The organism is Pragia fontium, assembly GCF_900638655.1.
GTDB lineage: Bacteria > Pseudomonadota > Gammaproteobacteria > Enterobacterales > Enterobacteriaceae > Pragia > Pragia fontium.
The window spans coordinates 828,801-851,510 of the sequence record NZ_LR134531.1; the positions used below are offsets into that span (position 1 = coordinate 828,801).

The window sequence follows — 22,710 nt, forward strand, 5'->3', positions numbered from 1 at the left end:
CTGTTTGCTTTTAATGCTCTCTGTAACAAGCAGGGCGGCTAAGCACTTGGATGTGAGGTTTAACGGGGTGCTGTTGATGGAAAGCTGTCAATTAGAGCAGGAAGGCGGCCATCAGGAAGTTATTTTGCCCACCAAAACGTTACATTTTTTTGACCGTAACAGTCGTACGGAAACCTCGCCCTTTTACTTTGGCTTGAAAGGGTGCACGCCAACCATGATGGGCAAGACGGTGAAACTGACCTTTAGCAGTGCACAGACTCAACAGGTAAACGGGGTAGCGATGTTAGCCACTAGCGGCAATACCGGTTTGGTGATTGGTCTGGAAGATGGTGCCGGTCAGGTAATTACTCTGGGTCAAGCAGTGAAGGCCGGACCCATCAGTCAGGTCGGTCCGGAAGGGGTTAACCGATACCAGTTTGGTGCTTATGCCTTGGCACCGGGGGCGGTGAAAGCGGACAGCTATAGCGCGATGGTCACAGTCGAAGTTGACTATCAGTAGGAGATGATGATGCGAAATGGATGGCGATATGGGTTAGGTCTGTTAAGCCTGATGCTGACGAGTGCGGTAGTCCAGGCGGATGTGCCTATTACCGTTAGTGCAGTGATCGTCGCGCCAGCGTGTCAGGTGAGCGGTGTAAACGGCGAAACAAAGCTGGAAGTGCCGTTTGGTGATGTACTGGTACAGCATGCCGGTACGGCGAAAGCCGAGAAATCGGTCGGGATCAGGGTTAAATGTACTGCCGGAGCACCGGTGGGTAAGAGCTTAAAAATGTATCTAACACCCACCTCCCATGGGGTGATGCGTAGCATGGGACAGAATGTGTTAGGCACCTCAATGAGCGGAGTCGGTATTGCGTTAACGGGTAATCAAACACCGTTAAATATAGGTCAATGGGTTCCGATGAAAGCCGGGGTATTGACGCTAACCGGGCGGTTGGTCATTCAGGATGGGATCAGCTTAGAAGGCGGGGAGTTTAGTGCCGACATGTCATTATTTGCCAGTTATATGTAGTGAGATGCGCTAAACATATCCTTGATCAAATGCGGAAGAATAATTAGATGGATAGAACAGGCACAATAAAAAGTTTCATCATGTGGGGGCTCGGGTTATTCATCGGTTTGATGTGTATCCGGCCAGCTGCTGCTATTTATAATGTTACAGCCACTACAGCTATCTCCCAGGTAACTATTAGTGGCAAGGCGACAGTGGATACCGGGCTGATAACGACGTTTGTTATCAGCAGCGCTACGGTATCGGGCGAGGTAAATTGTGGTGACCGTAATGAGCCGCCTAATATGGCGTATCAGTATACGTTGATTGATTTGCCAAGGGATACCGACAATTATAGTCGTTATCGGATCAATGACAATTTATCCCTGTCGGCGACGGCGGCGAATGGTTCACTAGGAACATGGATAAATAATCAATATTCAGCGGTTTGTTCTAACAATAACTCAGCGAAATTTGAGCCTGCCTCGAAATTGGCGAATGCTTATCCTATTACCCTGTCTTTTTATGTCAAACATCGTCCCATTGATAATTTGATTACTTTTCCTGCCATGCCGTTGGGGGGATATATTCGTAGTTTTGGTGGCGCAAGAGGGGTAACGGATAAGGTTTATGCTATTCCCATTGTGTTGATGGGGGGAACCATACAATTACCCAGCACTTGTACCGTGAATCCAACGGCTTTGGTCTTAAACCATGGGACAGTGCCAGTTGGTCTGGCCTCTCATCGCGTGTCCGTCCCTATTACTTATACCTGTGATTCGTCGGTAAGGGCGACTTTTAAACTGAGCTATGACGCTGACGGAAATGGCGCGCTGCCGTTAAAAGACTCGGCAGGAAGAACCGGTGCTGTATCTAAGCTGACCATTACCGATCCGCAAACTGGCACCTCAGGACGAACGATTAAAGCGGCTATCCAGAAAGAAAAAACCTTTACGGTCAGTAGCGAACTTTCCCAGATTACCGGCAGCGGTGCAGTAAGCGGCAGTGCCTGGTTAATTGCGACACATGATTAATAAAGAGATGGAGCAATGCTGGTGCCATATAGTCATCGGTTTTCCTGAATACGGTGATGAGGGATGCCTGAAGGTGCCAGGTTGTCAGGTTAAACATAATTTTTTAATAGGTGATTGATGAGATGTTACGGTTAAATAAAAATATTATTTGTCAATTCTGTGGTTCGGGCGCATCGGTCAGAAAGCATGGTAAGTCAAAATCAGGTATGCAGCGCTTTTGGTGCTCATCCTGTAGCAAGACGTTTCAGAATGACTATATTTACACCAGTTGGGAACATCAGGTTAAAACCATGATGATGGATTTTTTAAGTCAGGGACTGTCGACCGATGAAATCAGTAGAAAATCAGGTTGGCCGGTACGTCGAGTGAATAAAATTATTTTAAGTCTGGAATTGGATAAAGCTTAACCGGCATAAACAGCCGGACAGTTCTCTATTTTCGCGTTAGTTAATAGTTGCTGATAATTTCAACTAAGCAACGTTTTCTCGCTGTGGTGATTCACTCAATGCCAGGCTTATCGGTATAGCATTTAAGCTGTATTGATGGTTTTTCGGGTAAGCGGTTATTCAGGATGGCACACTGTCGTGGCGGGCTGAGAATTTAGCGCCGGTGTATCGTTATTTGCCTGTTGTATGTAGTGAGATGTAGTGAAAATATTCCCGATAAAAGGGATATGGAGAATAAACAGATGAATGAAACAGGCAAAATAAAATACCTCACCGTGTGGGGGCTAGGGTTTATTGCTCGGCTTACTGAGTTTTAGGTCAGCTTTTGCCAATTATAACGTTATCGCTAAGACGGCTATTGCTAAGGTGACTATTAGTGGGGTGGCAGAGACGGATACTGGGCTGATATTTCAGCACGTAATCAAAAGGGATACGGTCTCTGGAACCATGGATTGCGGACCTGGAAATTTGCCTGCTGGTGATGCATATCACTATATGTAGATTGATTTGCCGATAGATCTTGAAAGCGGAGTTATCGGATTAATGAGAATTTATCCATGTCGGTGGTTCTGACGAATAGTAATTCACTGGGTAATTATGAAGAGAAATATTCAACAATTTGTTCCAGCAGTGTAGTACAGGAGCGTTATCGAGAAGCCAATTTACTGTGGTGGGCTTTTCCCGTTACCCTGTCTTTTTATCTCAAACATCGTCCTATTGATAATTTAATTACTTTTCCTTCCATGCCATTGGGGATATGTTTATGGTTTTGGCGCACCGAAATGGTGCCCGCCAGAAGGCTTATGCCATTCCGTATATGCTGATGGGGGGAACGATAGCGTTATCCACCTCGTGTACTGTGAATCCGACAGTCCTGACCTTAAATCATGGTACAGTGCCGGTTGGTTTATCATCCCATCGAACGACAGCGCCGATTACTTATACTTGCAATGCGCCGGTTAAGGCGACGTTTACGTTGAGCTATGAGGCTAACAGTAATGGTGCATTACCCTTGAAAGATGCAGCAGGAAAAACGGGGGCGGTGTCTAAGTTGACCATTACCGATCCGCAAACCGGTGCTTCCGGCCGAAGTATTCATGCAGAGATTCAGACATCAAAAACCCTTACGGGCAGCAGTGAACTTTCCCAGATTACCGGCAGCGGTGTCGTCACTGGCAGTGCTTGGCTAATTGCAACACACGATTAATAAGAGATGGAGCAATGCCGTTACCATATAGTCAGCGGTTTGCTGGAATACGGTGAATCGTTGCTGATAGTCTCCATTAAGCAACGTTTTTTCGCTGTTGTGATTGATTAGATATAAGTCTTATCGGTATAGCATTTAAGCTGTCTTAATCGCTTTCCGGCATTAATATGCATATGTTGCCTGTCTTGGCGTCATCCCTTCTTTGTTTGTCCCTGTTGACCTCTCTTCTGGCAAAACGTGGTTTCTCTTCCTCCACGTTTTGTCCCAGCTTCGTTTGAAAGCCCACTTTTCAGGTTAGGCCTTTCTTTTAATACCAATAAATTTAATAAGGTTATTTTTAATGTAAAGATTCTACAAAGGATCTTTATATATGGAAGCGCAGATTGAGTCAGTGTTGTTGCGAGCTAGAGGAAAAGGAGAAAACGATGTCATCGTCTCAAATTGTCATGGCAACTTCACGGGCGTTTCGAGCCGAATTATTCAAGTTGCTATCCAGACCGTAAAAACTTTTACGGTCTGCAATGAACCTGCTGACATTACCTGTAGCAGGGTATTAACCAGCAGTGCTGGGCTCATTGCAACACATGATTAGCCAAACGATAGTGACAAGTGGGTCGTGTTTTGTTGTTTTATTCGTGCGGTGAGTGAACTGACATTATTAGACATTTCCTCAGGGTCAGGATAGTTAGTTAACCTACATTATATTGTTAGTGAGACTCTCTGGTTAATAGATTGGAATAGGAAAAGGCGATGTCATGGATTGATATTATACCCATATTTATTCACGCTGAGTTTATCAGGGGCTTTAGCCTGTCTTTGTTAGTTATCATATGAAAATGCGTGGGCTGAAAGAATCAATCCCTGATTGTAAAGTTATATAAATTATTCGTTAATACAGGATTTCATGGTTTTTATAAAGTTTAATTTTTTATTTTATTTTCTATTTGTTTTTATTGTTTTTTGTTTATCAAGGGTTGATTTTTTTGTTTTTTTATTATTTTGAATGATTTTTTATCGATGTCTTTTGCTACTACCGTCTTATTTTTAATAATCGAATTTCTATTATCATATTGATAAATAATGATTATTTGTGTTTTGTTTCTTTTTGTTAAACTGAGATTAATGATTGTTATTTTTTTTTAAAAAATAAATTGATTGTATTCTTATGCTTGTTTTTTTATGGGATTTAATATTGTCATTGATTTTAAATATATTGCTTAATTAAGATTTTAAAATAATTTAGTATATTACTTTGCATTATTTGATTTTTTTCGATCTAAAACTCTGTGTTTCTGTTGTTTTTTGGTGTTTTTTGGTTTTAATGTCTTTTCAATGCACAATAAATAGATCTTTCGATCGTTAAAAATGTTAAAAGTGGTTTTTTATCCTTAGTTTTTATGTATAATGCCGAATATGGAGAAAACGGCAGGATACTATCCATTTTCTTTCCAAAAATGATATTCAAATACTGTCGTGATTTATTGAATCTTAATTTCGTCATTGGTTTATGACGAAATTAAGATCGAATTCTTGCCAACTTTTGATTTAAAAAAAGGGTGGTTGGAATAAGGTATTTAGTCTGCTTGGATTATTTTTTAACGTAAAGATTCTGCAAAGGATCTTTATATATGGAGGCGCAGATTGAACCTGTGCCGTTGTTAGCTAGAGGAAAAGGAAAAAACTATGAAACTGTCTCAAATTGCCATGGCAACTTTACTGGCGAGCGGTATCGCATTTGGCGCGCAGGCTGCTGGTAACAAGGGCACTGTAACGTTCTCCGGTGAGGTGGTGGATTCACCATGCGATCTGGCGTCGGGTCAGGACGGTACGGATATTAAAGTAACTTTTGATCAGCTGTCTGTGGTTGGTATCAACGCTGGCCGAGTGGCTGCCGAAAACTTTGAAATCAAGTTAAAAAACTGCCTGTTGAGTAAAAAAACGGCACAAATTACTTTCAATAGTACCGATCAGATCGCCGGTAAAGAGCTGCTGAAAACCAACGGTACTGCGAATGGTTTAGGTATTAACCTGAAGGGTATTAAATTTGGTACCGCGTTAGACCTGACTGGTCTGGCCGACGGCGACAACACCCTGACTTACACTGCAGGCGTTCAGAAAGCTGATGAAGCAACTGTGGTTACTCCTGGTACCTTTAGCGCCAGCGCCAACTTCGTGATTGCTTATAAATAAGCGATGTCTTTGACCGAGGGGAATATTCTCGGTCAGAAGTACGCGTTTGTATGGCAGGGCATCACATTGTCCTGCCATTTATCAGCGCCCTGAGTGAATACGTCTTACCGCAAAACTATAGCAAAAGATAGTTCATAGCTGTTACCGATGTCGGGACTGGCTTTTGCTATGACTTTTCGGTGATTTTGAATCTTCACAGAATAAAAAAGGAATGCGTTTGTAATCAAATTTATCGCGAGATGTAAAAGACGTGATGTACTGCTGGTGAAAAGGACTTTGAATAAAAGATGACAACTCAGCCCCGGTTTATAAAAAATCGTATTACGTTATCGATATTATTGATGCTAATGACAGGGAGTGCACAGGCTGTCAAATTTAATCTCGATATGCTCAATGCCGAAGATAAAGCGAATATTGATTTTTCAAATTTTTCCCAGACCGGCTACGTAATGCCCGGTGAGTACCAATTGCAGATCAAATTGAACGGAGAAAGTCTGGGTAATGAAATGACGATACCGTTCTATCCTTTCCCATCCACCTCTGATTCAGCTGCGGAAACGAATGAGCTTCCGCAGGCTTGTCTGGCGCCAGAGATGGCGGAAAAGCTGGGGCTGACCGAAGATGCTCTCAAGAAACTGACCACCTGGCATGATAAGCAATGTATAGATTTTAGCGCCCTGCCGGGGGTGATGCTGGTGCCTAATCTGGGTACTGGCGCGCTGGAAATCAATTTACCTCAGGCCTGGCTGGAGTACAGCGATGCGACCTGGCTGCCGCCTTCCCGCTGGGAGAACGGTATTGCTGGTGCATTGCTGGATTATAACCTGAATACCTCGATCAGGCGCAGCGAGGACGGTCAGCGACAGCGGGATATCAGCTTTAACGGCACCGCTGGTTTGAATGCCGGAGCCTGGCGGTTACGGGCCGACTATCAGGGGAATGATAGTCAGGCTTCCGGACGACAGAATACTTCTCAACGAAACTTTGACCTGACTCGAGCCTATCTGTATCGCCCTTTGCCCAGTCTGCAGTCCACGCTGACGTTGGGGGAAGACTATGTGAACTCCTCCTTGTTTGATTCCTGGCGTTATACCGGGATGAAACTGGCCAGCGATGAGCGAATGTTAGCTCCGCGTTTAAGGGATTATGCGCCGGAAATTATTGGCGTGGCCAATAGCAATGCTCGGGTGGTAGTGACCCAGCAGGGACGAAAAGTGTATGACAGTATCGTACCAGCAGGCCCGTTCCGTATTCAGAGTCTGGACAGCGCCATTCGCGGCACCTTAGACGTCAAGATTACTGAACAGAACGGTGAAGAGCGTACGTTTAGCGTGTCTACCGCATCGGTGCCTTACTTGACCCGACCGGGACAGGTGCGCTATCAGCTGATCGGCGGTAGGCCCAGTACCTGGGAGCATGATCTGCAAGGGCAGACGTTCGTCGCCGGTGAAATCAGTTGGGGGGTCAGCAATGCCTGGTCGGTATACGGTGGTGGCACCGTATCACAAGACTATCAGGCGGCGGCGCTGGGGATAGGACGCGATTTATTCCTGTTGGGTACCATGGCACTGGATGTCACCCAGACCTCTGCTCGGTTCCCCGATAAGTCAGATCAGAAAGGCAAATCCTGGCGGCTTAGTTACTCTAAGTTTTTTGACAAGTTGGATACCGATGTCACGTTTGCCGGTTATCGCTTCTCGGAGAAAGATTTCCTCAGTATGCAGGAATATTTGGATAAACGTTATCAGGGCGGCGATCGGGGTCAGCAGAAAGAGCGCTATCAGGTCAACGTGAATAAGCGTTTTGATGACTTCTCAGTAGGGTTGAACTATGAAAAACAGACTTACTGGGATCAGGGCGAGACCGAACAGTTTGGTGGCAGCATCGGTACCTATTTTAGCCTGCCGTCGCTAGATTTAAGAAACCTGTCGGTGAATGGCACGGTGACCCGCAGCCAGTATCAGGGGCGTCAGGACACTATGTTCAGTCTGATGGTGTCAGTGCCGCTGGGCAGTGGAACGGTGAGCTATAACGGCAGTCGTTATAGCGGGCGCTATAGCCAGCAGGTGGGGTATTACAACACAGTGGGTCAAGACAGCTACAGCCTGAATGCCGGTATTGACAGCGGTGGGGAAGGGTCGAGTAATGGTCAATTTAACGGCATGTACACCCATAACGGTGACTTGTCCCGAGTCAGCGCTAATGTGGCGGTGGCCGGGCAGGGCAGTTCATCCGTGGGACTGAGTGCCAGCGGTGGCTTGACCGTGACCGGACAAGGGGCGGCGCTGCATCCAGCGGGATATAACGGTGGCACCCGACTGATGTTGAGTACCGACGGGGTTGCGGGCGTGCCGTTAGATGGTCGGGGCGTTAAGAGCAACGCCTGGGGGATCGGGGTGTTGGGGGATGTGAACAGTTATTACCGCACCACCGCCAGAATCGATCTGAATACTTTACCGGATGATATTGAAGCGATGCAGGGAGTGGTGGAAACCTCGCTGACGGAAGGGGCGATTGGCTATCGTAAGTTTTCAGTATTGCAAGGGGCCAAGGTGTTTGCGGTACTGAGGTTGGCGGACAGCAGCTACCCGCCGTTTGGTGCCAGCGTCAGAGATCACCGGGGACGTGAAGTCGGTCTGGTGGGAGAGCAGGGACTGGCATGGCTTAGCGGTATTTCACCAGAAAGTATGCTGAAGGTGGAGTGGGCTGGAAAAGTCCAGTGCCAGGTCAGCTTGCCGGCGGAGATAGGGGAATCGAATCTGTTATTACCTTGCCAGACGGCCAATTAATTTAATGATAAGTGAGTGAAAATAATGAATAAATCTATTAAGGCCGGTGGGTTATGGCTGTCAATAATGTTGTTGTCAGCGCCGCTGATTGGACACGCGGCGGTAACGCTGGATCGTACTCGGGTGGTATTTGATGGGGGGAGTAAGTCCGTCAGCCTGAATATCAGCAATGAGAATCAGCAACAACCCTATCTGGCGCAGGCCTGGCTGGAAGATGAGCAGCAGAATAAATTGCTCAGCGGTCCATTAGTGATCACGCCGCCGGTACAACGGTTGGAGCCGGGGGCGAAAAGTATGATCCGCATTACCGCCGCGTCTGGTCAACTGCCACAGGATAAAGAGTCACTATTCTATCTTAACCTGCGGGAAATTCCGCCGGTCAGCGACAAGCCGAATGTGCTGCAGATAGCCCTGCAAACCAAAATCAAGCTGTTTTACCGGCCGAAGGCGCTGAAGCGTGATCCCGACTCGGTGTGGCAGGATCAACTGGTATTGCATGCTGAAGGTGGCGGTTATCGGATAGAAAATCCAACACCGTATTACATCACGGTGATCGGGCTGGCTGGCAGTGAAAAACAGTCACTGGAAGGGGATTTTGAGACGGTGATGCTGGCGCCAAACAGCAGTGCTCGGGTGAAAAGCGCAGCGTATGGCAAGCCCTATTTAACTTATATCAATGATTACGGTGGTCGTCCTACGCTGACGTTTCGTTGCAGCGGCAGTCGGTGCGTGGCGCGCTAAACAGAGTGAGGGGCTTATGAACAGAGGATGGATAGGGGGAAGTGTCTGTCTGCTATTAGCGCTGCTCTCTCTTGAGAGCAGGGCGGCCAAGCATCTGGATGTGACGTTTAAAGGGGTGCTGATTATGGAAAGCTGCAAGCTTGAGCATGAGGGCAGCATTCAGGAAGTCCCTTTACCCAATAGTAGGTTACATTTTTTTGAGAACAACAAGCGTACAGAAAGCACGCACTTTTACTTTGGTGTGAAAGGGTGTACGCCGACCATGATAGGAAAGATGGTGAAGCTGACCTTTACCAGTACGAAGACCAAACTGGTGGATGGGGTGAGGATGTTAGCTACCAGCGGCAAGACTGGTCTGGTGATGGGGCTGGAAGATCGTTTCGATCAAGCAATAACGCTGGGTCAAGCGGTGAGGGCGGGAACCATCAGTCAGGTCGGTCCTACCGGCCTTAACCGATACCGGTTTGGTGTTTATGCGCTGGCACCGGGGGCGGTGAAGGCGGGTTCCTATAGTGCAACGGTCACGGTTGAGATGGATTACCAGTAGGAGAAGACGATGCGAAATGGATGGCGATATGTGTTAGGGCTGTTAAGCCTGATACTAACGAGTGGCACGGTACAGGCGGATGTGCCCGTTACGGTTAGAGCGGTGATAGTGGAGCCGGCGTGTCAGGTCACTGGTATGAACGGTCAATCGGAGTTGGAGGCGTCGTTTGGTGATGTGCTGGTGGAGAAAGCAAATACCGCCAAAGCATCAGCGGTTATCAGGGTTTTCTGTACTGCAGGGGCTCCGGTGGGTAAGAGCTTAAAAATGTATCTGACGCCTACCGCCCATGGAGTGATACGCAGTATGGGACAGAATGTGTTAGGCACCTCGATGATCGGTGTGGGTATTGCGTTAACTGACAATCAAACACCGTTAAATGTTGGCCAATGGCTGCCGATACAGACCGGGCTGTTTGTGCTTACTGGTCAGTTGGTTATTCAGGATGGGATTCAGTTAGAGGGCGGGGAATTTAGCGCCAGCGTGTCGTTGTTTGCCACCTATATGTAGCGATATGCGCTAAAAGGATCCTTGATAAAGGGATGTGGAGAATAAGCAGATGAGCAGAACAGACAAAATTAAATACTGCACCGTGTGGGGGCTGGGGTTATTGATCGGCTTGCTGGCTATCAGGTCGGCGGTGGCTGATTATGTGCCTCCTTATAATGTTAGACCATATTATGGGATTGAGGGATCTCCCGCTATTTCCAATGTGCGCATTAGCGGTCAGGCGACGGCGGATAAGGATCTTATAGCGACTTTTACTATCCTTGCGAGTACGGTAAGTGGTTTGGTAAATTGTGGCCCCCGCAATCAGCCGCCTGGCGCAGCATATCACTATACAATGATTGATTTGCCGCGAGAAAGTAATGGGCGTTTTCGTATCAATGAAAATTTATCCATGTCCGCGTCGTCGAAATTTGGTGCAGTGAATACATGGACAGATACAATATCTTCAACGGTTTGTTCTAATCAGAATTCAAAGGCAAATGAACCCGCTGAGAAATTGACGAATGCTTATCCTATTAAGCTGTTCTTTTATGTTAAACATCGCCCGATTGATAATTTGGTTACCTTTCCTTCCATGCCATTGGGCGGTTATATTCGCGCTTTTGGTGCACAAATAGGCGAGACTGGTAAGGTATATGCCATTCCCATTGTGCTAACGGGGGGAACCATATCGCTAGATACTGCCTGTACTGTCAGTCCCCAATCCCTGACGATCGATCATGGAGGGGTGCCTCGAGGTCTGACCTCTCATCGTATGTCTGCCCCTATTACTTATACCTGCGATACGCCAGTTAAGGCGACGTTTACGCTGAGCTATGAGGCTGACGGGAATGGTGCACTGCCGTTGAAAGACTCCTCAGGAAGGGTTGGTGCGGTGTCTAAGCTGACCATTACCGATCCGCAAACCGGAGCTTCAGCCCGAAGTATTCATGCGGAGATTCAGACATCAAAAACCTTTACGGTCAGCAGTGAACTTTCCCAGATTACCGGCAGCGGTTTAGTCAGCGGCAATGCCTGGCTAATCGCGACACATGATTAATTTAATTAAACGATAGCGCCGTACGGGCGCCAACTAGTGACAGGCGTGATGACGTAAGGCGATGAGATGTTATCAGGTTAAAACTTATTTTTTATTGGATGATGGTTAAAATGTTAAAGTTAAGAAGAAATATTATTTGTCAGTATTGCGCTTCAGGCGAATCAGTTAGAAAGCATGGTAAGTCAAAATCAGGCATGCAGCGGTTTTGGTGTTCATCCTGTAGCAAGACCTTTCAGAATGATTATATTTATACTAGTTGGGAGCATCAGGTTAAAACCATGATGGTGGATTTTTTAAGTCAGGGACTGTCGACCGATGAAATCAGTAAAAAATCCGGTTGGCCGATACGGCGGGTAAATAAAATTATTTTAAGTCTTGAGTTAGATAAAGGTTAATCGGCATATTTTTTCCTATTGCTAATAATGATCTGATAGTAGGGTCAGATATGATAACTAAAGCATATATTATGCCAATTAGGGTCAATCTGAATTTAACTCAGTAATTTTATCGGGATATTACCTATCGTAATGCTCAGCAATATTAATTTTTTTATTTCTCCTATAATTAAGATAGCTCAGTGATGTATGGCTGGGCTATCTTAATTAATTCTTTTCATTAATCCTTCTCATTAATTCCCTTCGGTGGCTTTCTTTTTGATACCGATGTTTATTTATCGTCATTTGGATTTTTACTAAAATTTATATAAGTTTAATAAAGGTTTTGTGGTTATGAAAATGTTTACATTATTTTCATAATACTGCTTTGTTATGGGCTAATTAAAACTATATTTTTGTATATTCTGAGGTTTTTTTCACGGTTCTATATATTATCTAGATTAGTGATTTAATTTCATCTCATTGATTTTTATGTTTTTTATTTTTTGTGATTTATAATGGAATTATATATTTAAATAGTTTGATTAATTAATATTTTTGAATGAATTGATACATTAAGTTGGTTTTTCTTATTTATTTCGATCTAATATTCTGTTTTTTTATTTCATGTTGGTTTTTTTGGCTTTTGCTGTCATTTTTTCGTCATTTTACAGACTATTAGATCGACAAGCTAAATAAAAATGGTTTTTTGTCCTATCATTTTATGTATAATGCTAATTGTAAATAAACGGCAGGATACTCTCTGCTTCTTTTCGAAATAAATGATATTCAAATACTCTTTGGTTTGTGCTTGATTGGTTTTTTATTACAGGGATAATACTGATTTCATTTCTTTTATTTATTGATGAAGGGTTGTTTGAATAAGGTATTTAAACTGACATTGCCATTTTTAATGCAAAGGTTTTAGGGTGCGTCTTTATATCGATGCGTAGATTTATCCTGATTTATCAGGATAACGAATGCCAATGTCTGGAGCACGGTGATTTGGCAGAAATGGAAAGTGTATGGCAGTGATATATGCAGAAAGGATCCTTGATAACAGGGAGATGGAGAATAAACAGATGAATGGAACAAACAGCATAAAATACTGTATCGTGTGGGGGCTCGGGCTATTGATCGGCTTGATGGGAAGCAGGCCAGCAGCGGCTGCCTATAATGTTCTCGCGGGTACGGCGAAGTCTGTGGTGACCATCAGTGGTAACGCGAAGGTGGATACCGGACTGATAACGACGTTTGTTATTAATAGTAATACGGTAAGTGGTGATGTAAAGTGCGGTGCCCAAAATCTGCCCCCTAACACAGTAAATCACTATACGCATATTGATTTGCCAATGGATTATAACCTCAATCGTTTTCGGATTAATGAAAATTTATCCATGTCTGCCACGACGACGAGTAAGAATAGTCCAGTGAATGCTTGGTCATACGAGTCGTCAGTGGTTTGTTCTAATAGGGGGGGAACGGATAAACCACCTGCCAGTGATATGATGAATGCTTATCCGATTACCCTGAGTTTTTATGTTAAACATCGCCCGATTGATAACTTGATTACCTTTCCTGCTATGCCATTGGGTGGCTATATTCGCGCTTTTGGTGCAAAAATCGGAGTCACTGGGAAGGCCTATGCTATTCCTATATTACTGGCGGGGGGGACCATATCGTTACCGACTAGCTGTCGTGCCTTTCCTAACTCTCTAACTATCGATCATGGTACGGTGCCCCGAGGTCTGTCCGCTCATCGTATGTCTACCCCTATTACGTATGCCTGCGATACGCCAGTCAAGGCGAGGTTTACGCTGAGTTATGAGGCTGACCGAAATGGTGCTCTGCCATTGAAAGACACATCAGGAACAGTTGGCGCGGTGTCTAAGCTAACCATTACCGATCCGGATACTCTAGCTTCAGGCAGAAGTATTCATGCGGAAATTCAGAGATTCAAAACCTTTACGGTCAGCAGCGAACTTTCCCAGATTACTGGCAATGGTGCTATAAGCGGTAGCGCTTGGCTAATCGCAACACACGATTAATTTAGCTATTCCTATTGATCTACCGTCAGGCAAAACGTGGTTTCTCTTTTTCCACGTTTTGCCCCAGTCTCGTTTGAAAACCTGACCCTCCGGTCACATATCTTTTTTATACGCTTGAGTTTCCTTTGCTAAATATAAACATGCTTACAAAGTTTTTGTGCGCTAGACGGCAGTTTACTTTGGCTGTTTTATAGTTAAGCCAAGCGTGAATCGTTTTTTTTGTTATTTTTCCCGATGTTTTTTCTGCCGTGTTGCCAATAGATGACATTAAGTATTCAACTAACTCAATAAGTTATTGCGCGACGTTATTAGATTGTTACTGATATATGAGGTTTTGTCGTCTTAAGGCGACGTTTTAGGTCAATACTGCATAGGGTTTGGGCGTAACTTATTGGTTTTCATATTAATGAAAATATTGGTCTGGCAATTGCATGATTGAAGTTTAATCGCTGATTCTATCGGTATTTCACCCGCTAAGTTGCGGAGCGATCGCGGTTTGCAGGCAATAATTCTGCTTAATCCTTAACAATGATTCAAGGTGGTTATGAATGAAAAATATATCCTTCACACGTTGTTGTATTGCCGCCATTTTTTCCACCGCGGTGATGGGTAGCAGCGCATTTGCTCAAGAGACCATCGCCACTAAAGCTGAGAATGTTGCAGAAAAAGTCGGTACATCTATTGATAAATCCGTTGATAAAGTCGGTGAGTCAATCGATCACTCGATGAAAAAGATCGATGGTTTCATGGATGACAGCACCATCACCGCTAAAGTAAAAAGTGCCTTATTGGATCAGAAAAGTATTCAGAGTACCGATATTTCTGTGAAAACAACGGCGGGTGCCGTGACCCTCAGTGGTTTTGTCAGTAGCGATGCGCAATCAACTCAGGCAGGCGAGATTGCCAAGCAGGTTGCGGGAGTAAAATCGGTGAGTAATAAACTTCAGGTACAAACCGACAAACGTCACTCGGTTGAAAACTATGTAAATGATTCGGTGATTACCAGTGAAATTAAGACTAAATTTTTAGCCGATAAAATAGTCCCTGCGCGAAAAATTAAAGTGGACACCAGTCAAGGCGTGGTTCAGTTAACGGGAACCGTAGATAAAGTGACCCAGATAGCACAAGCGGAAAGCATTGCCCAGCAGGTTAAGGGGGTGAAAAGTGTGAAAAACGATCTGGTCATCAAACAATAACCGGTAAGATAAACGGGTCTGACTCGGAGGCTGTGACTATGAATAGTGATATTATTCTAGGCAGGTTAAAACAGTGGAAGGGTTCTGTCAGATTGTGGTGGGCAGAACTGGCTGGTATCGAAGATGAGTTCTTTGCTGGGAACAGCGATTGGCTGTCGGGAATCTTACAAGAAGATTACGGAAAAGAGCAGGAAAGAGTATCCTCTGAATCCAGAGTTCATCATTAAGGATAAAAAATTGGGTAATAGAATACCTGTCACGTTGGGATGTCTGGAACCGTTAACCAACCGGCCAGAGCCACCGGGCAAAATTGCGCTGGTGTGCGAGGGCGGTGGTCAGCGAGGGATTTTTACCGCGGGGGTTTTAGATGAATTTCAGCGGGTAGGATTTGACCCATTTGATATCATGCTTGGCACCTCTGCCGGTGCCCAGAACTTATCCGCTTATGTTTGTGGTCAACTGGGCTATGCGCGCCGCATTATTGTGCGTTATAGCACTTCGCCTCAGTTCTTTAATCCCTTGCGCTTTGCCAAAGGCGGCCATCTGATTGATATTGATTGGTTGGTTGATACCGCTTCCGACCAGATGCCGCTGGATATGGACTATGCTATTCAGAAAATGGCAGGTGAGCGAGAGTTTTATATGTGCGCTTGCCGTAGCGATGATTTTACGCCGACCTATTTTCCTGCCCGAAAAGAGAACTGGCTACAGGCGCTTAAGGCATCCAGCGCGATTCCTGGGTTTTACCGCACCGGCGTTGATATCGATGGCGTAACCTATATGGATGGCGGCATCAGCGATGCGATTCCCGTTGAGGAAGCCTACCGGCGCGGGGCTGATACCATTGTGGTGATCCGAACCGTTCCGTCTCAGTTTTACTATACCCCGGCATGGGTGAAACGGATGGAGCGCTGGTTTTCGGAAAGCTCGACCCCGCAGATGCTGCGTATTCTGCAACAGCATGAAGCGACCTATACGCGTACTCAGCAGTTTATTGAGAATCCTCCGGATGGCGTGCAGATTTTGGAAATTTTCCCACCCAATCCCCTGACCAGTAACGCGCTGGGTAGTCGTGTTGCGGCGCTAAATAAGGATTATCATTTAGGTAAACGCTGTGGGCGTTACTTTATGGCAACTATTGGTCGTTCTCTACTGCATCATAATGAACGGCAACAAAGAAATAAGGTTAACGTTCAGTCTAAGGTTTTTCAGCCTGATATGATTGAGCAGCCGTAACCCTGATTATCCTTGCATAGCGGAGGTGGTGTGAAGCCGGTGTTTATCGATACCCATTGCCATTTTGATTTTCCACCTTTTGTTGAGCATGAGGAAGAGAGCCTGAGTCTGGCGGCGCAATCTGCGGTTGAGCGTATTATTGTGCCGGCGGTCACGTGTGACAGGTTTGAGGGGATTGTGCAACTGACGCAGCGCTTCCCGATGATTTATGGCGCGCTCGGACTGCATCCACTTTATATTGCTTCTCATCAGGATGAAGGGCTGGATAGGCTACAACAGTTGTTAAGCCAAAATAACGGCAAGCTGGTGGCGGTAGGGGAAGTGGGTCTGGATGAATATATGGACACACCGCAATCCGACCGGCAGGTTTGGCTGCTGTTGGAGCAGCTTAAACTGGCTAACCGATTTGAATTACCGGTGATTCTTCATTCCCGCCAAACCCATGATAAGTTAGCCAAAATTTTGCGCCAGACCAAACAAGTGCGTACCGGGGTGGTTCATGGCTTTTCCGGTAGCTTGGCGCAGGCGATGGCTTTTGTGCGCTTGGGTTATGCGATTGGTGTGGGTGGGGTGATTACCTATGAGCGAGCACAGAAAACGCGACAGGTTATGGCGGCGCTACCTCTGGAGGCGTTGGTGTTAGAAACTGACGCGCCGGATATGCCGTTGGCTGGATTTCAAGGGCAACCTAATCGACCGGAACGATTGACGCTGATTTTTGAACAGCTCTGCCGCTTGAGATCTGAACCGGCGGAACAGATTGCCCGACAGCTTTATGCCAACAGTGTGGCGCTATTCTCGCTGTAGTTACCGATAAGGCTTCTTTTTATGCGGGCGTTTCTTTTTCTGTACCGTTTTTGTTGATTCAACAGAGTCTGCCGTCGCATGTTTGCTATCACTTGCGGTTAACGGATAAGGAGACTTTTTCCCGTCAGTGTTTTGCCGAGTCAGCAGCGTTCGGGCCAGAATAATGCCGATCACCATTGCCAGCAGTAACATCAGCCGCAACATATTGGTGGTATTATCCACTTGCTCAGTTTCAGTAGCCAGTACATGTGTGTCGAGCGTGAGGCGAATAAACCCAAGCGGCCCATCTTTCCCCGCTATCATTTCCACGACTTGCTGATTGAAATCGCTTCCCGGTCGTTGACCGTCGATCGCCAGCCGATCTCTAACGCTGGTTTTATCACCAACCTGAGCGACCAGTGAGCCATCTACGCGATAAACCGAGGCATCAAGTATCCGGCTATGTTGCGTCAGATGTTGTAGAATGGCTTCAATTTGTTGGTCATCAGTACCATTAATCGCGCTTTCCAGCAACGGAGATAAAGTAAACGTCACCTGCTTGGCCAAGGTGCGAGCCAAATCCTGCGATTGTTTTGCTTGTACTGCCTGATTGTTTAAGCTGAAATAAGAGACACCCTGCATCAGAGCGACTAATAAAGCCAGACAAAACAGGATGATAACAATCCGGTGCAGATTAAATTTGAATTTAAGCCGTTTGGTCATGCAACTACCTTATGTGCTGAAGATGTTTTATGTTGCCAGAACTCTATCCATTAGGATAGCTTGAAACGCTGTTTTGCCATTGAATCTCTTTTTTGGCCGATAAGCCTCGTATTTAAGGAGTTGTAGTATGCCGATTAGCCTGACCTATAGCGATTTGCCCGCAGAAATAGACGGCTGGCCAGGATTGCCACTGTCATTGAGTGGTGATGAGGTCATGCCATTAGACTATTGGGCTGGACATACGGGCTGGTTACTTTATGGCAAGGGGCTGGATAAGCAACGTTTGTCTTCGTTTCAGCGCCGATTGAATGAGCCTTTAGTGGTGGTGTCAGCCTGGACGGTGGATAAGTATCAAGTGATCCGCTTGGCCGGGGTGCTTGCCACCAAAGCCAAGAAAATTGCCGAAGAGTATCAGTTGGACGTCGCCCAGATGGGCAACCTTCCTTCTTTGCGTTCGCCGGGATTGCTGGTAATGGATATGGATTCTACCGCCATTGAAATTGAGTGTATTGATGAAATAGCCAAGTTGGCCGGCGTAGGCGAGCAGGTTGCTGAAGTGACCGAACGGGCCATGCGTGGTGAGCTGGATTTTGCCGCTAGCTTGCGTCAGCGGGTCGCGACGCTAAAAGATGCCGATGCGGCGATTCTTGAACAAGTCAGGGAAAACTTACCGCTGATGCCAGGGTTAGTTACGCTGGTAGAAAAACTACATCAGGCTGGCTGGCATGTCGCCATCGTGTCCGGTGGGTTCACCTATTTTGCTGACTATCTGAAAGAAAAACTGAATCTGGTGTCGATTTCTGCTAACCAGTTAGGGATTAAACAGGGTAAGTTGACCGGCAGAGTGACCGGCCAAATTGTTGATGCCAAATTTAAAGCGGTGAAGTTACAACAGTTGGCGGAAGAACTGTCGATTCCTATGGAGCAAACGGTGGCTATCGGTGACGGTGCTAACGATTTAAAAATGATTAAAGTTGCTCATTTGGGAATCGCTTATCATGCTAAGCCGAAGGTGTATTCAAAATCGAAAGTGGCGATCCGTTTTGCTAATTTGCTGGGCGTCTTATGCATTCTTTCCGCAAGTCTGAATCATGAAGGTAAATAGCAACGAGGCAGATTTTCGGCTGATGTGTAAGCGAGAATACTTGCCGAGCCTGTTGCTGTTTCGCTGTTAATAGTTACCGTTTTAACGATGTTTATATAGGTTGAGGTTACCATGGCTAAGCCGGCAAAGCGTGCTTTTGTATGTAATGAATGTGGTGCGGATTATCCGCGTTGGCAGGGGCAGTGTAGCGCTTGCAACGCGTGGAATAGCATTACTGAAATTCGTCTGGCGGCGGCCTCCTCTTCCCGAGTCGATCGTTTCTCCGGCTATGCCGGAGATGCTGGCATCAGCCGAGTACAAAAGCTATCGGATATTAGTCTGGATGAGCTACCGCGCTTCTCTACCGGTTTTAAAGAGTTTGACCGTGTTTTGGGCGGCGGGGTGGTACCGGGCAGCGCCATTCTGATTGGCGGTAATCCGGGTGCGGGTAAAAGTACCTTATTGCTGCAAACCATGTGTAAATTGGCCGGGCAAATGAAGACGCTGTACGTTACCGGCGAGGAGTCTTTACAGCAGGTTGCCATGCGCGCTCACCGTCTGGGTTTACCCACCGAGCATTTACAGATGCTGTCTGAAACCAGCATTGAGCAAATTTGCCTGATCGCTGAGCAAGAACAGCCGCGCCTGATGGTGATTGACTCTATTCAGGTGATGCATATGGCCGATATTCAGTCATCTCCCGGTAGCGTGGCACAGGTGCGGGAAACGGCGGCCTATCTGACCCGTTTTGCCAAAACCAAAGGCGTGGCGATTATTATGGTCGGTCACGTAACGAAAGATGGTTCTTTGGCTGGCCCCAAGGTATTGGAGCACTGTATCGACTGCTCGGTATTGCTGGATGGGGATGCCGACTCCCGTTTTCGCACATTGCGCAGTCATAAAAACCGCTTTGGTGCCGTGAATGAGCTGGGGGTCTTTGCCATGACGGAGCAAGGGCTAAAAGAGATCAGTAATCCTTCCGCCATTTTCCTCAGTCGAGGGGACGAAATTACCTCCGGTAGTTCAGTCATGGTGGTATGGGAAGGATCTCGTCCGTTGCTGGTGGAAATTCAGGCTTTGGTCGATCACTCAATGCTGTCTAACCCACGTCGGGTGGCGGTAGGGCTGGAACAGAATCGTTTGGCGCTGCTGCTGGCGGTGCTGCACCGCCATGGCGGTTTGCAAATGGCCGATCAGGATGTGTTTGTTAACGTGGTGGGTGGCGTTAAAGTGACGGAAACCAGCGCTGACTTGGCGTTGTTGCTTTCTCTGGTCTCCAGTTTACGTGACAGGCCACTGCCGGAAGATTTAGTGGTGTTCGGCGAAGTGGGGTTGGCCGGTGAGATTCGCCCGGTACCCAGCGGTCAGGAACGCATTTCTGAAGCAGCCAAGCACGGCTTTAAGCGCGCTATTGTGCCGCATGCTAATGTACCGAAAAAAAGCTTACCGAATATGCAGGTGTTTGGTGTGAAGAAGCTGTCTGATGCGTTGAGTGTGTTGGAAGATCTTTAACGCGTGCTGAATTTTTACAGCACGCGATTGGCATCAGAATCAGTAAACGATAGCTATCTTGCCGGTCATATGGCCTTCGAGCTGTTTTTTATGCGCTTGAGAGATGTTTTCCACACTTAAACCGTGCAGCGTTTCATTCAGGGTTCCTTTCAGTTCACCCTTATCAATCATATCGGCAACGCGCTGAAGAATCGCGCCTTGTTCGGCAATGTCTGGCGTTTGGTACATGCTGCGGGTAAACATCAGTTCCCAATGTAAAGCGACGCCTTTAGAACGGATTAATGACTGTTCCAGCGGCTGCTTGTTCTCAACAATAGAACAAATATGGCCAAATGGCGCGATCACTTCAGCCATCGCTTGCCAGTGACCGTCGGTATCGTTCAGACAGAAGATATAATCCACCTGTTTGATATCGTGCTTCAGCAGATTTTGCTTCAGATCTCGATAGTCTACGGTGAGATCGGCACCGCGATCCAAACACCATTTAGCTGATTCAGGTCGAGATGCGGTGGCAATCACCCGTACTTTGCTGCGCAGTGCTGCCAGAGAAATGGCCAGAGAACCAACGCCACCAGCGCCACCAATAATTAATAGCGTTTTATCACTGCCGGCGTCCTGAATTTTCAGGTGTTCAAACAGGCCTTCCCAAGCGGTAAGCGCCGTTAGTGGGATTGCCGCTGCTTCGGCCCAAGCTAAAGATTTAGGTTTATGGGCAGTGATTCTGGAGTCTATCAACTGATGTGTGGTGTTACTGCCCGGGCGGGTAATATCACCTGCGTACCAAACTTCATCACCAATGGCGAATCCCGAGGCTTTTGGGCCAACGGCGGTGACAATACCTGCGGCATCCCAACCCAATATCCGAGGCTCCTGTAGGCCATTTTGCTTTAATCCGGCATGAACTTTGGTATCTACCGGATTCATGGCAATCGCTTTAACCTGAACCAACAGATCAAAACCTTGTGGGGCCTGTTCGGGTACATCAATTTGGATAAAGTTTTGCGGGTTTTTAGGGTCAACAGCAATGGCATATTTAGACATAAAGGCGTTCCTTTCTGGAGAGTGAATACGGACAGTCTAGTGGTTGAGGTAGAAAGTGATAAGATAACCTTTAACAAACACACTGTTTATATAAGATGAACAATCATGTTTAGACAATTACAGGATATGGCTCTGTTTGCGCTGGTGGTTGAGACGGGAAGTTTTACCGCTGCCGCTAAGCGTGCCGGATTACCGAAGTCGAGCGTTAGTCAGCGTATTAGTCAGTTAGAACAGCAACTGGGATTGCGTTTATTAATGCGAACCACTCGTCAATTGAGTTTAACCTTTGCCGGGGAGCGTTATCTGGTGCATTGTCAGGCAATGGTTCAGGCTTCAGAACAGGCCGGGCAATCATTACAGATGTTGAAAGCGTCACCGAGCGGAAGAATTCGTATTACGGCTCCGGGTGGATTGGCTATTGCGTTATTGGCGCCGATAGTGACTGATTTTCAGCAGCGGTATCCGGAAGTATCCGTTGAGGTTTATGTTTCCGATACGGTAAAAGACTTGGTTGCCAGTGGATTCGATCTCGGTATTCGTACCGGAAAACCGCAAGACTCAAGCCTGATTGGTCGTTTTCTTGCTCACTATCCGCGTTATTTATTGGCTGCACCAGACTATCTTGCTCAGTTTGAACCGATTACTCAGCCAAGCCATCTGCTTCAACATCGCTGTATTACTCATCGGGCTTGGTCAGAATGTCTGCTGCGTAAAGGTGATGAAACTTTCCGCTGGTTACAGCCGGGGCAGCATGTGACGGATAATTTATTGTATGCCCGCCAGTGTGCGATCGCCGGTGGTGGCATTACGTTTCTGCCGGCTTTTCTGACCGCCGAGGTGATTCAGCGGGGTGAGCTACAACAGGTGCTGCCTGACTGGCAGGCGGAAGGCAACGAACTGTATTTGGTCTACCCCAGCCGTAAGTTAAATATGCCAGCGCAGGAAAGATTTATTGAAACGGTTATGAACCATCCGTTGGTTGCCGATTATTCGGTTAAACCTTCCCTGTTTGATTAAGCACTACAGGGAAGAGTAATGCTTGTCAGTTAAGAAAATGCGATCGGTGAGTTTTATCTTTTGACCTCTCTATTGAGCGCTGGAATTCAGCCGACAACAGAGAGAGGGAGCAAGCCCATCAGGGATGATGGGCGAGGCGCTGCTTCGTTGGGAACGAATCAGCGCCGGTGCGTTAACCCGAGCGAAGGCGGAGGGGAGGCGC

Annotated in this window: 22 protein-coding genes and 1 pseudogene; 21 read left to right on the forward strand and 2 right to left on the reverse strand. The window is 46.5% G+C overall.

Translation table 11 applies throughout. The annotated features are described in order from the left end of the window. Positions 1-76: 76 nt before the first annotated feature. From EL341_RS03350 to EL341_RS03435, 18 genes and pseudogenes are all read left to right on the forward strand, one after another. Positions 77-499, forward strand: coding sequence for a fimbrial protein (locus EL341_RS03350; RefSeq protein ID WP_232036587.1), 423 nt, complete (start codon positions 77-79; stop codon positions 497-499). 9 nt (positions 500-508) lie between these two features. Continuing rightward, entirely contained in the window at positions 509-1,012 is a 504-nt protein-coding gene (locus EL341_RS03355; RefSeq protein WP_074820218.1) for a fimbrial protein, read from the forward strand. 284 nt (positions 1,013-1,296) lie between these two features. Next, complete coding sequence (locus tag EL341_RS03360; RefSeq protein WP_126467033.1) at positions 1,297-2,025, forward strand: hypothetical protein; 729 nt, start codon at positions 1,297-1,299, stop codon at positions 2,023-2,025. Positions 2,026-2,147: 122 nt separating this feature from the next. After that, on the forward strand, positions 2,148-2,432 hold the full coding sequence (locus EL341_RS03365) for an IS1/IS1595 family N-terminal zinc-binding domain-containing protein (protein ID WP_053007506.1): 285 nt from the start codon (positions 2,148-2,150) through the stop codon (positions 2,430-2,432). A gap of 802 nt (positions 2,433-3,234) precedes the next feature. Further along, on the forward strand, positions 3,235-3,678 hold the full coding sequence (locus tag EL341_RS03370) for a hypothetical protein (protein WP_074820212.1): 444 nt from the start codon (positions 3,235-3,237) through the stop codon (positions 3,676-3,678). Between the two features lie 370 nt (positions 3,679-4,048). Further along, positions 4,049-4,270 (forward strand): hypothetical protein, encoded by a 222-nt coding sequence (locus tag EL341_RS03375; protein WP_074820210.1) that lies wholly within the window; start codon positions 4,049-4,051, stop codon positions 4,268-4,270. 1,091 nt (positions 4,271-5,361) lie between these two features. Then, positions 5,362-5,868, forward strand: a complete 507-nt coding sequence (locus EL341_RS03380) for a fimbrial protein (RefSeq protein ID WP_047780038.1) — start codon at positions 5,362-5,364, stop codon at positions 5,866-5,868. A gap of 287 nt (positions 5,869-6,155) precedes the next feature. Continuing rightward, positions 6,156-8,657 carry a fimbria/pilus outer membrane usher protein gene (locus EL341_RS03385; protein WP_074820209.1) on the forward strand — a complete coding sequence of 834 codons (2,502 nt, stop codon included), beginning with the start codon at positions 6,156-6,158 and terminating at the stop codon, positions 8,655-8,657. Positions 8,658-8,681: 24 nt separating this feature from the next. After that, positions 8,682-9,398 (forward strand): fimbrial biogenesis chaperone, encoded by a 717-nt coding sequence (locus tag EL341_RS03390; protein ID WP_047780040.1) that lies wholly within the window; start codon positions 8,682-8,684, stop codon positions 9,396-9,398. 16 nt (positions 9,399-9,414) lie between these two features. Next, a complete protein-coding gene (locus EL341_RS03395; RefSeq protein ID WP_047780041.1) occupies positions 9,415-9,945 on the forward strand; it encodes a fimbrial protein in 531 nt (176 codons plus the stop codon). A gap of 9 nt (positions 9,946-9,954) precedes the next feature. Beyond that, positions 9,955-10,452 (forward strand): fimbrial protein, encoded by a 498-nt coding sequence (locus EL341_RS03400; protein WP_074820206.1) that lies wholly within the window; start codon positions 9,955-9,957, stop codon positions 10,450-10,452. Positions 10,453-10,501: 49 nt separating this feature from the next. Continuing rightward, positions 10,502-11,491 (forward strand): hypothetical protein, encoded by a 990-nt coding sequence (locus EL341_RS03405; protein WP_047780042.1) that lies wholly within the window; start codon positions 10,502-10,504, stop codon positions 11,489-11,491. A gap of 110 nt (positions 11,492-11,601) precedes the next feature. Then, a complete protein-coding gene (locus EL341_RS03410) occupies positions 11,602-11,886 on the forward strand; it encodes an IS1/IS1595 family N-terminal zinc-binding domain-containing protein (RefSeq protein WP_158487416.1) in 285 nt (94 codons plus the stop codon). 1,061 nt (positions 11,887-12,947) lie between these two features. Beyond that, a complete protein-coding gene (locus tag EL341_RS03415) occupies positions 12,948-13,913 on the forward strand; it encodes a hypothetical protein (RefSeq protein ID WP_126467035.1) in 966 nt (321 codons plus the stop codon). A gap of 548 nt (positions 13,914-14,461) precedes the next feature. Then, positions 14,462-15,109, forward strand: a complete 648-nt coding sequence (gene osmY / locus EL341_RS03420) for a molecular chaperone OsmY (RefSeq protein ID WP_114986245.1) — start codon at positions 14,462-14,464, stop codon at positions 15,107-15,109. A gap of 38 nt (positions 15,110-15,147) precedes the next feature. Continuing rightward, positions 15,148-15,336 (forward strand): CsbD family protein, encoded by a 189-nt coding sequence (locus tag EL341_RS03425; RefSeq protein ID WP_047780051.1) that lies wholly within the window; start codon positions 15,148-15,150, stop codon positions 15,334-15,336. A gap of 10 nt (positions 15,337-15,346) precedes the next feature. Continuing rightward, a pseudogene (locus EL341_RS03430) lies at positions 15,347-16,264 on the forward strand (patatin-like phospholipase family protein); the annotation flags it as partial. A 111-nt stretch (positions 16,265-16,375) separates the two neighbouring features. Then, complete coding sequence (locus tag EL341_RS03435) at positions 16,376-17,152, forward strand: TatD family hydrolase (RefSeq protein ID WP_047780052.1); 777 nt, start codon at positions 16,376-16,378, stop codon at positions 17,150-17,152. Here EL341_RS03435 and EL341_RS03440 read toward each other — a convergent pair whose 3' ends face one another. Next, entirely contained in the window at positions 17,153-17,854 is a 702-nt protein-coding gene (locus EL341_RS03440; RefSeq protein ID WP_047780053.1) for a YtjB family periplasmic protein, read from the reverse strand. 127 nt (positions 17,855-17,981) lie between these two features. Here EL341_RS03440 and serB point away from each other — a divergent pair, with 127 nt between their 5' ends. Next, positions 17,982-18,959: a phosphoserine phosphatase gene (gene serB, locus EL341_RS03445; protein ID WP_047780054.1), complete on the forward strand. Its 978-nt coding sequence runs from the start codon at positions 17,982-17,984 to the stop codon at positions 18,957-18,959. Between the two features lie 111 nt (positions 18,960-19,070). Beyond that, on the forward strand, positions 19,071-20,450 hold the full coding sequence (gene radA, locus EL341_RS03450; RefSeq protein ID WP_047780055.1) for a DNA repair protein RadA: 1,380 nt from the start codon (positions 19,071-19,073) through the stop codon (positions 20,448-20,450). 39 nt (positions 20,451-20,489) lie between these two features. Here radA and EL341_RS03455 read toward each other — a convergent pair whose 3' ends face one another. Continuing rightward, entirely contained in the window at positions 20,490-21,491 is a 1,002-nt protein-coding gene (locus tag EL341_RS03455) for a zinc-binding alcohol dehydrogenase family protein (protein ID WP_114986247.1), read from the reverse strand. 105 nt (positions 21,492-21,596) lie between these two features. Between EL341_RS03455 and EL341_RS03460 the strand changes: the two genes are divergently transcribed. After that, positions 21,597-22,508, forward strand: coding sequence for a LysR family transcriptional regulator (locus EL341_RS03460; RefSeq protein WP_114986248.1), 912 nt, complete (start codon positions 21,597-21,599; stop codon positions 22,506-22,508). Positions 22,509-22,710: the final 202 nt, after the last annotated feature.

Excerpts from the sequence above, each read along its gene's own strand:
- EL341_RS03350 (WP_232036587.1), top strand. The coding sequence starts at position 77 with ATGGAAAGCTGTCAATTAGAGCAGGAAGGCGGCCATCAGGAAGTTATT.
- EL341_RS03355 (WP_074820218.1), top strand. The coding sequence starts at position 509 with ATGCGAAATGGATGGCGATATGGGTTAGGTCTGTTAAGCCTGATGCTG.
- EL341_RS03360 (WP_126467033.1), top strand. The coding sequence starts at position 1,297 with ATGGCGTATCAGTATACGTTGATTGATTTGCCAAGGGATACCGACAAT.
- EL341_RS03365 (WP_053007506.1), top strand. The coding sequence starts at position 2,148 with ATGTTACGGTTAAATAAAAATATTATTTGTCAATTCTGTGGTTCGGGC.
- EL341_RS03370 (WP_074820212.1), top strand. The coding sequence starts at position 3,235 with ATGGTTTTGGCGCACCGAAATGGTGCCCGCCAGAAGGCTTATGCCATT.
- EL341_RS03375 (WP_074820210.1), top strand. The coding sequence starts at position 4,049 with ATGGAAGCGCAGATTGAGTCAGTGTTGTTGCGAGCTAGAGGAAAAGGA.
- EL341_RS03380 (WP_047780038.1), top strand. The coding sequence starts at position 5,362 with ATGAAACTGTCTCAAATTGCCATGGCAACTTTACTGGCGAGCGGTATC.
- EL341_RS03385 (WP_074820209.1), top strand. The coding sequence starts at position 6,156 with ATGACAACTCAGCCCCGGTTTATAAAAAATCGTATTACGTTATCGATA.
- EL341_RS03390 (WP_047780040.1), top strand. The coding sequence starts at position 8,682 with ATGAATAAATCTATTAAGGCCGGTGGGTTATGGCTGTCAATAATGTTG.
- EL341_RS03395 (WP_047780041.1), top strand. The coding sequence starts at position 9,415 with ATGAACAGAGGATGGATAGGGGGAAGTGTCTGTCTGCTATTAGCGCTG.
- EL341_RS03400 (WP_074820206.1), top strand. The coding sequence starts at position 9,955 with ATGCGAAATGGATGGCGATATGTGTTAGGGCTGTTAAGCCTGATACTA.
- EL341_RS03405 (WP_047780042.1), top strand. The coding sequence starts at position 10,502 with ATGAGCAGAACAGACAAAATTAAATACTGCACCGTGTGGGGGCTGGGG.
- EL341_RS03410 (WP_158487416.1), top strand. The coding sequence starts at position 11,602 with ATGTTAAAGTTAAGAAGAAATATTATTTGTCAGTATTGCGCTTCAGGC.
- EL341_RS03415 (WP_126467035.1), top strand. The coding sequence starts at position 12,948 with ATGAATGGAACAAACAGCATAAAATACTGTATCGTGTGGGGGCTCGGG.
- osmY (WP_114986245.1), top strand. The coding sequence starts at position 14,462 with ATGAAAAATATATCCTTCACACGTTGTTGTATTGCCGCCATTTTTTCC.
- EL341_RS03425 (WP_047780051.1), top strand. The coding sequence starts at position 15,148 with ATGAATAGTGATATTATTCTAGGCAGGTTAAAACAGTGGAAGGGTTCT.
- EL341_RS03440 (WP_047780053.1), bottom strand. The coding sequence starts at position 17,854 with ATGACCAAACGGCTTAAATTCAAATTTAATCTGCACCGGATTGTTATC.
- serB (WP_047780054.1), top strand. The coding sequence starts at position 17,982 with ATGCCGATTAGCCTGACCTATAGCGATTTGCCCGCAGAAATAGACGGC.
- radA (WP_047780055.1), top strand. The coding sequence starts at position 19,071 with ATGGCTAAGCCGGCAAAGCGTGCTTTTGTATGTAATGAATGTGGTGCG.
- EL341_RS03455 (WP_114986247.1), bottom strand. The coding sequence starts at position 21,491 with ATGTCTAAATATGCCATTGCTGTTGACCCTAAAAACCCGCAAAACTTT.
- EL341_RS03460 (WP_114986248.1), top strand. The coding sequence starts at position 21,597 with ATGTTTAGACAATTACAGGATATGGCTCTGTTTGCGCTGGTGGTTGAG.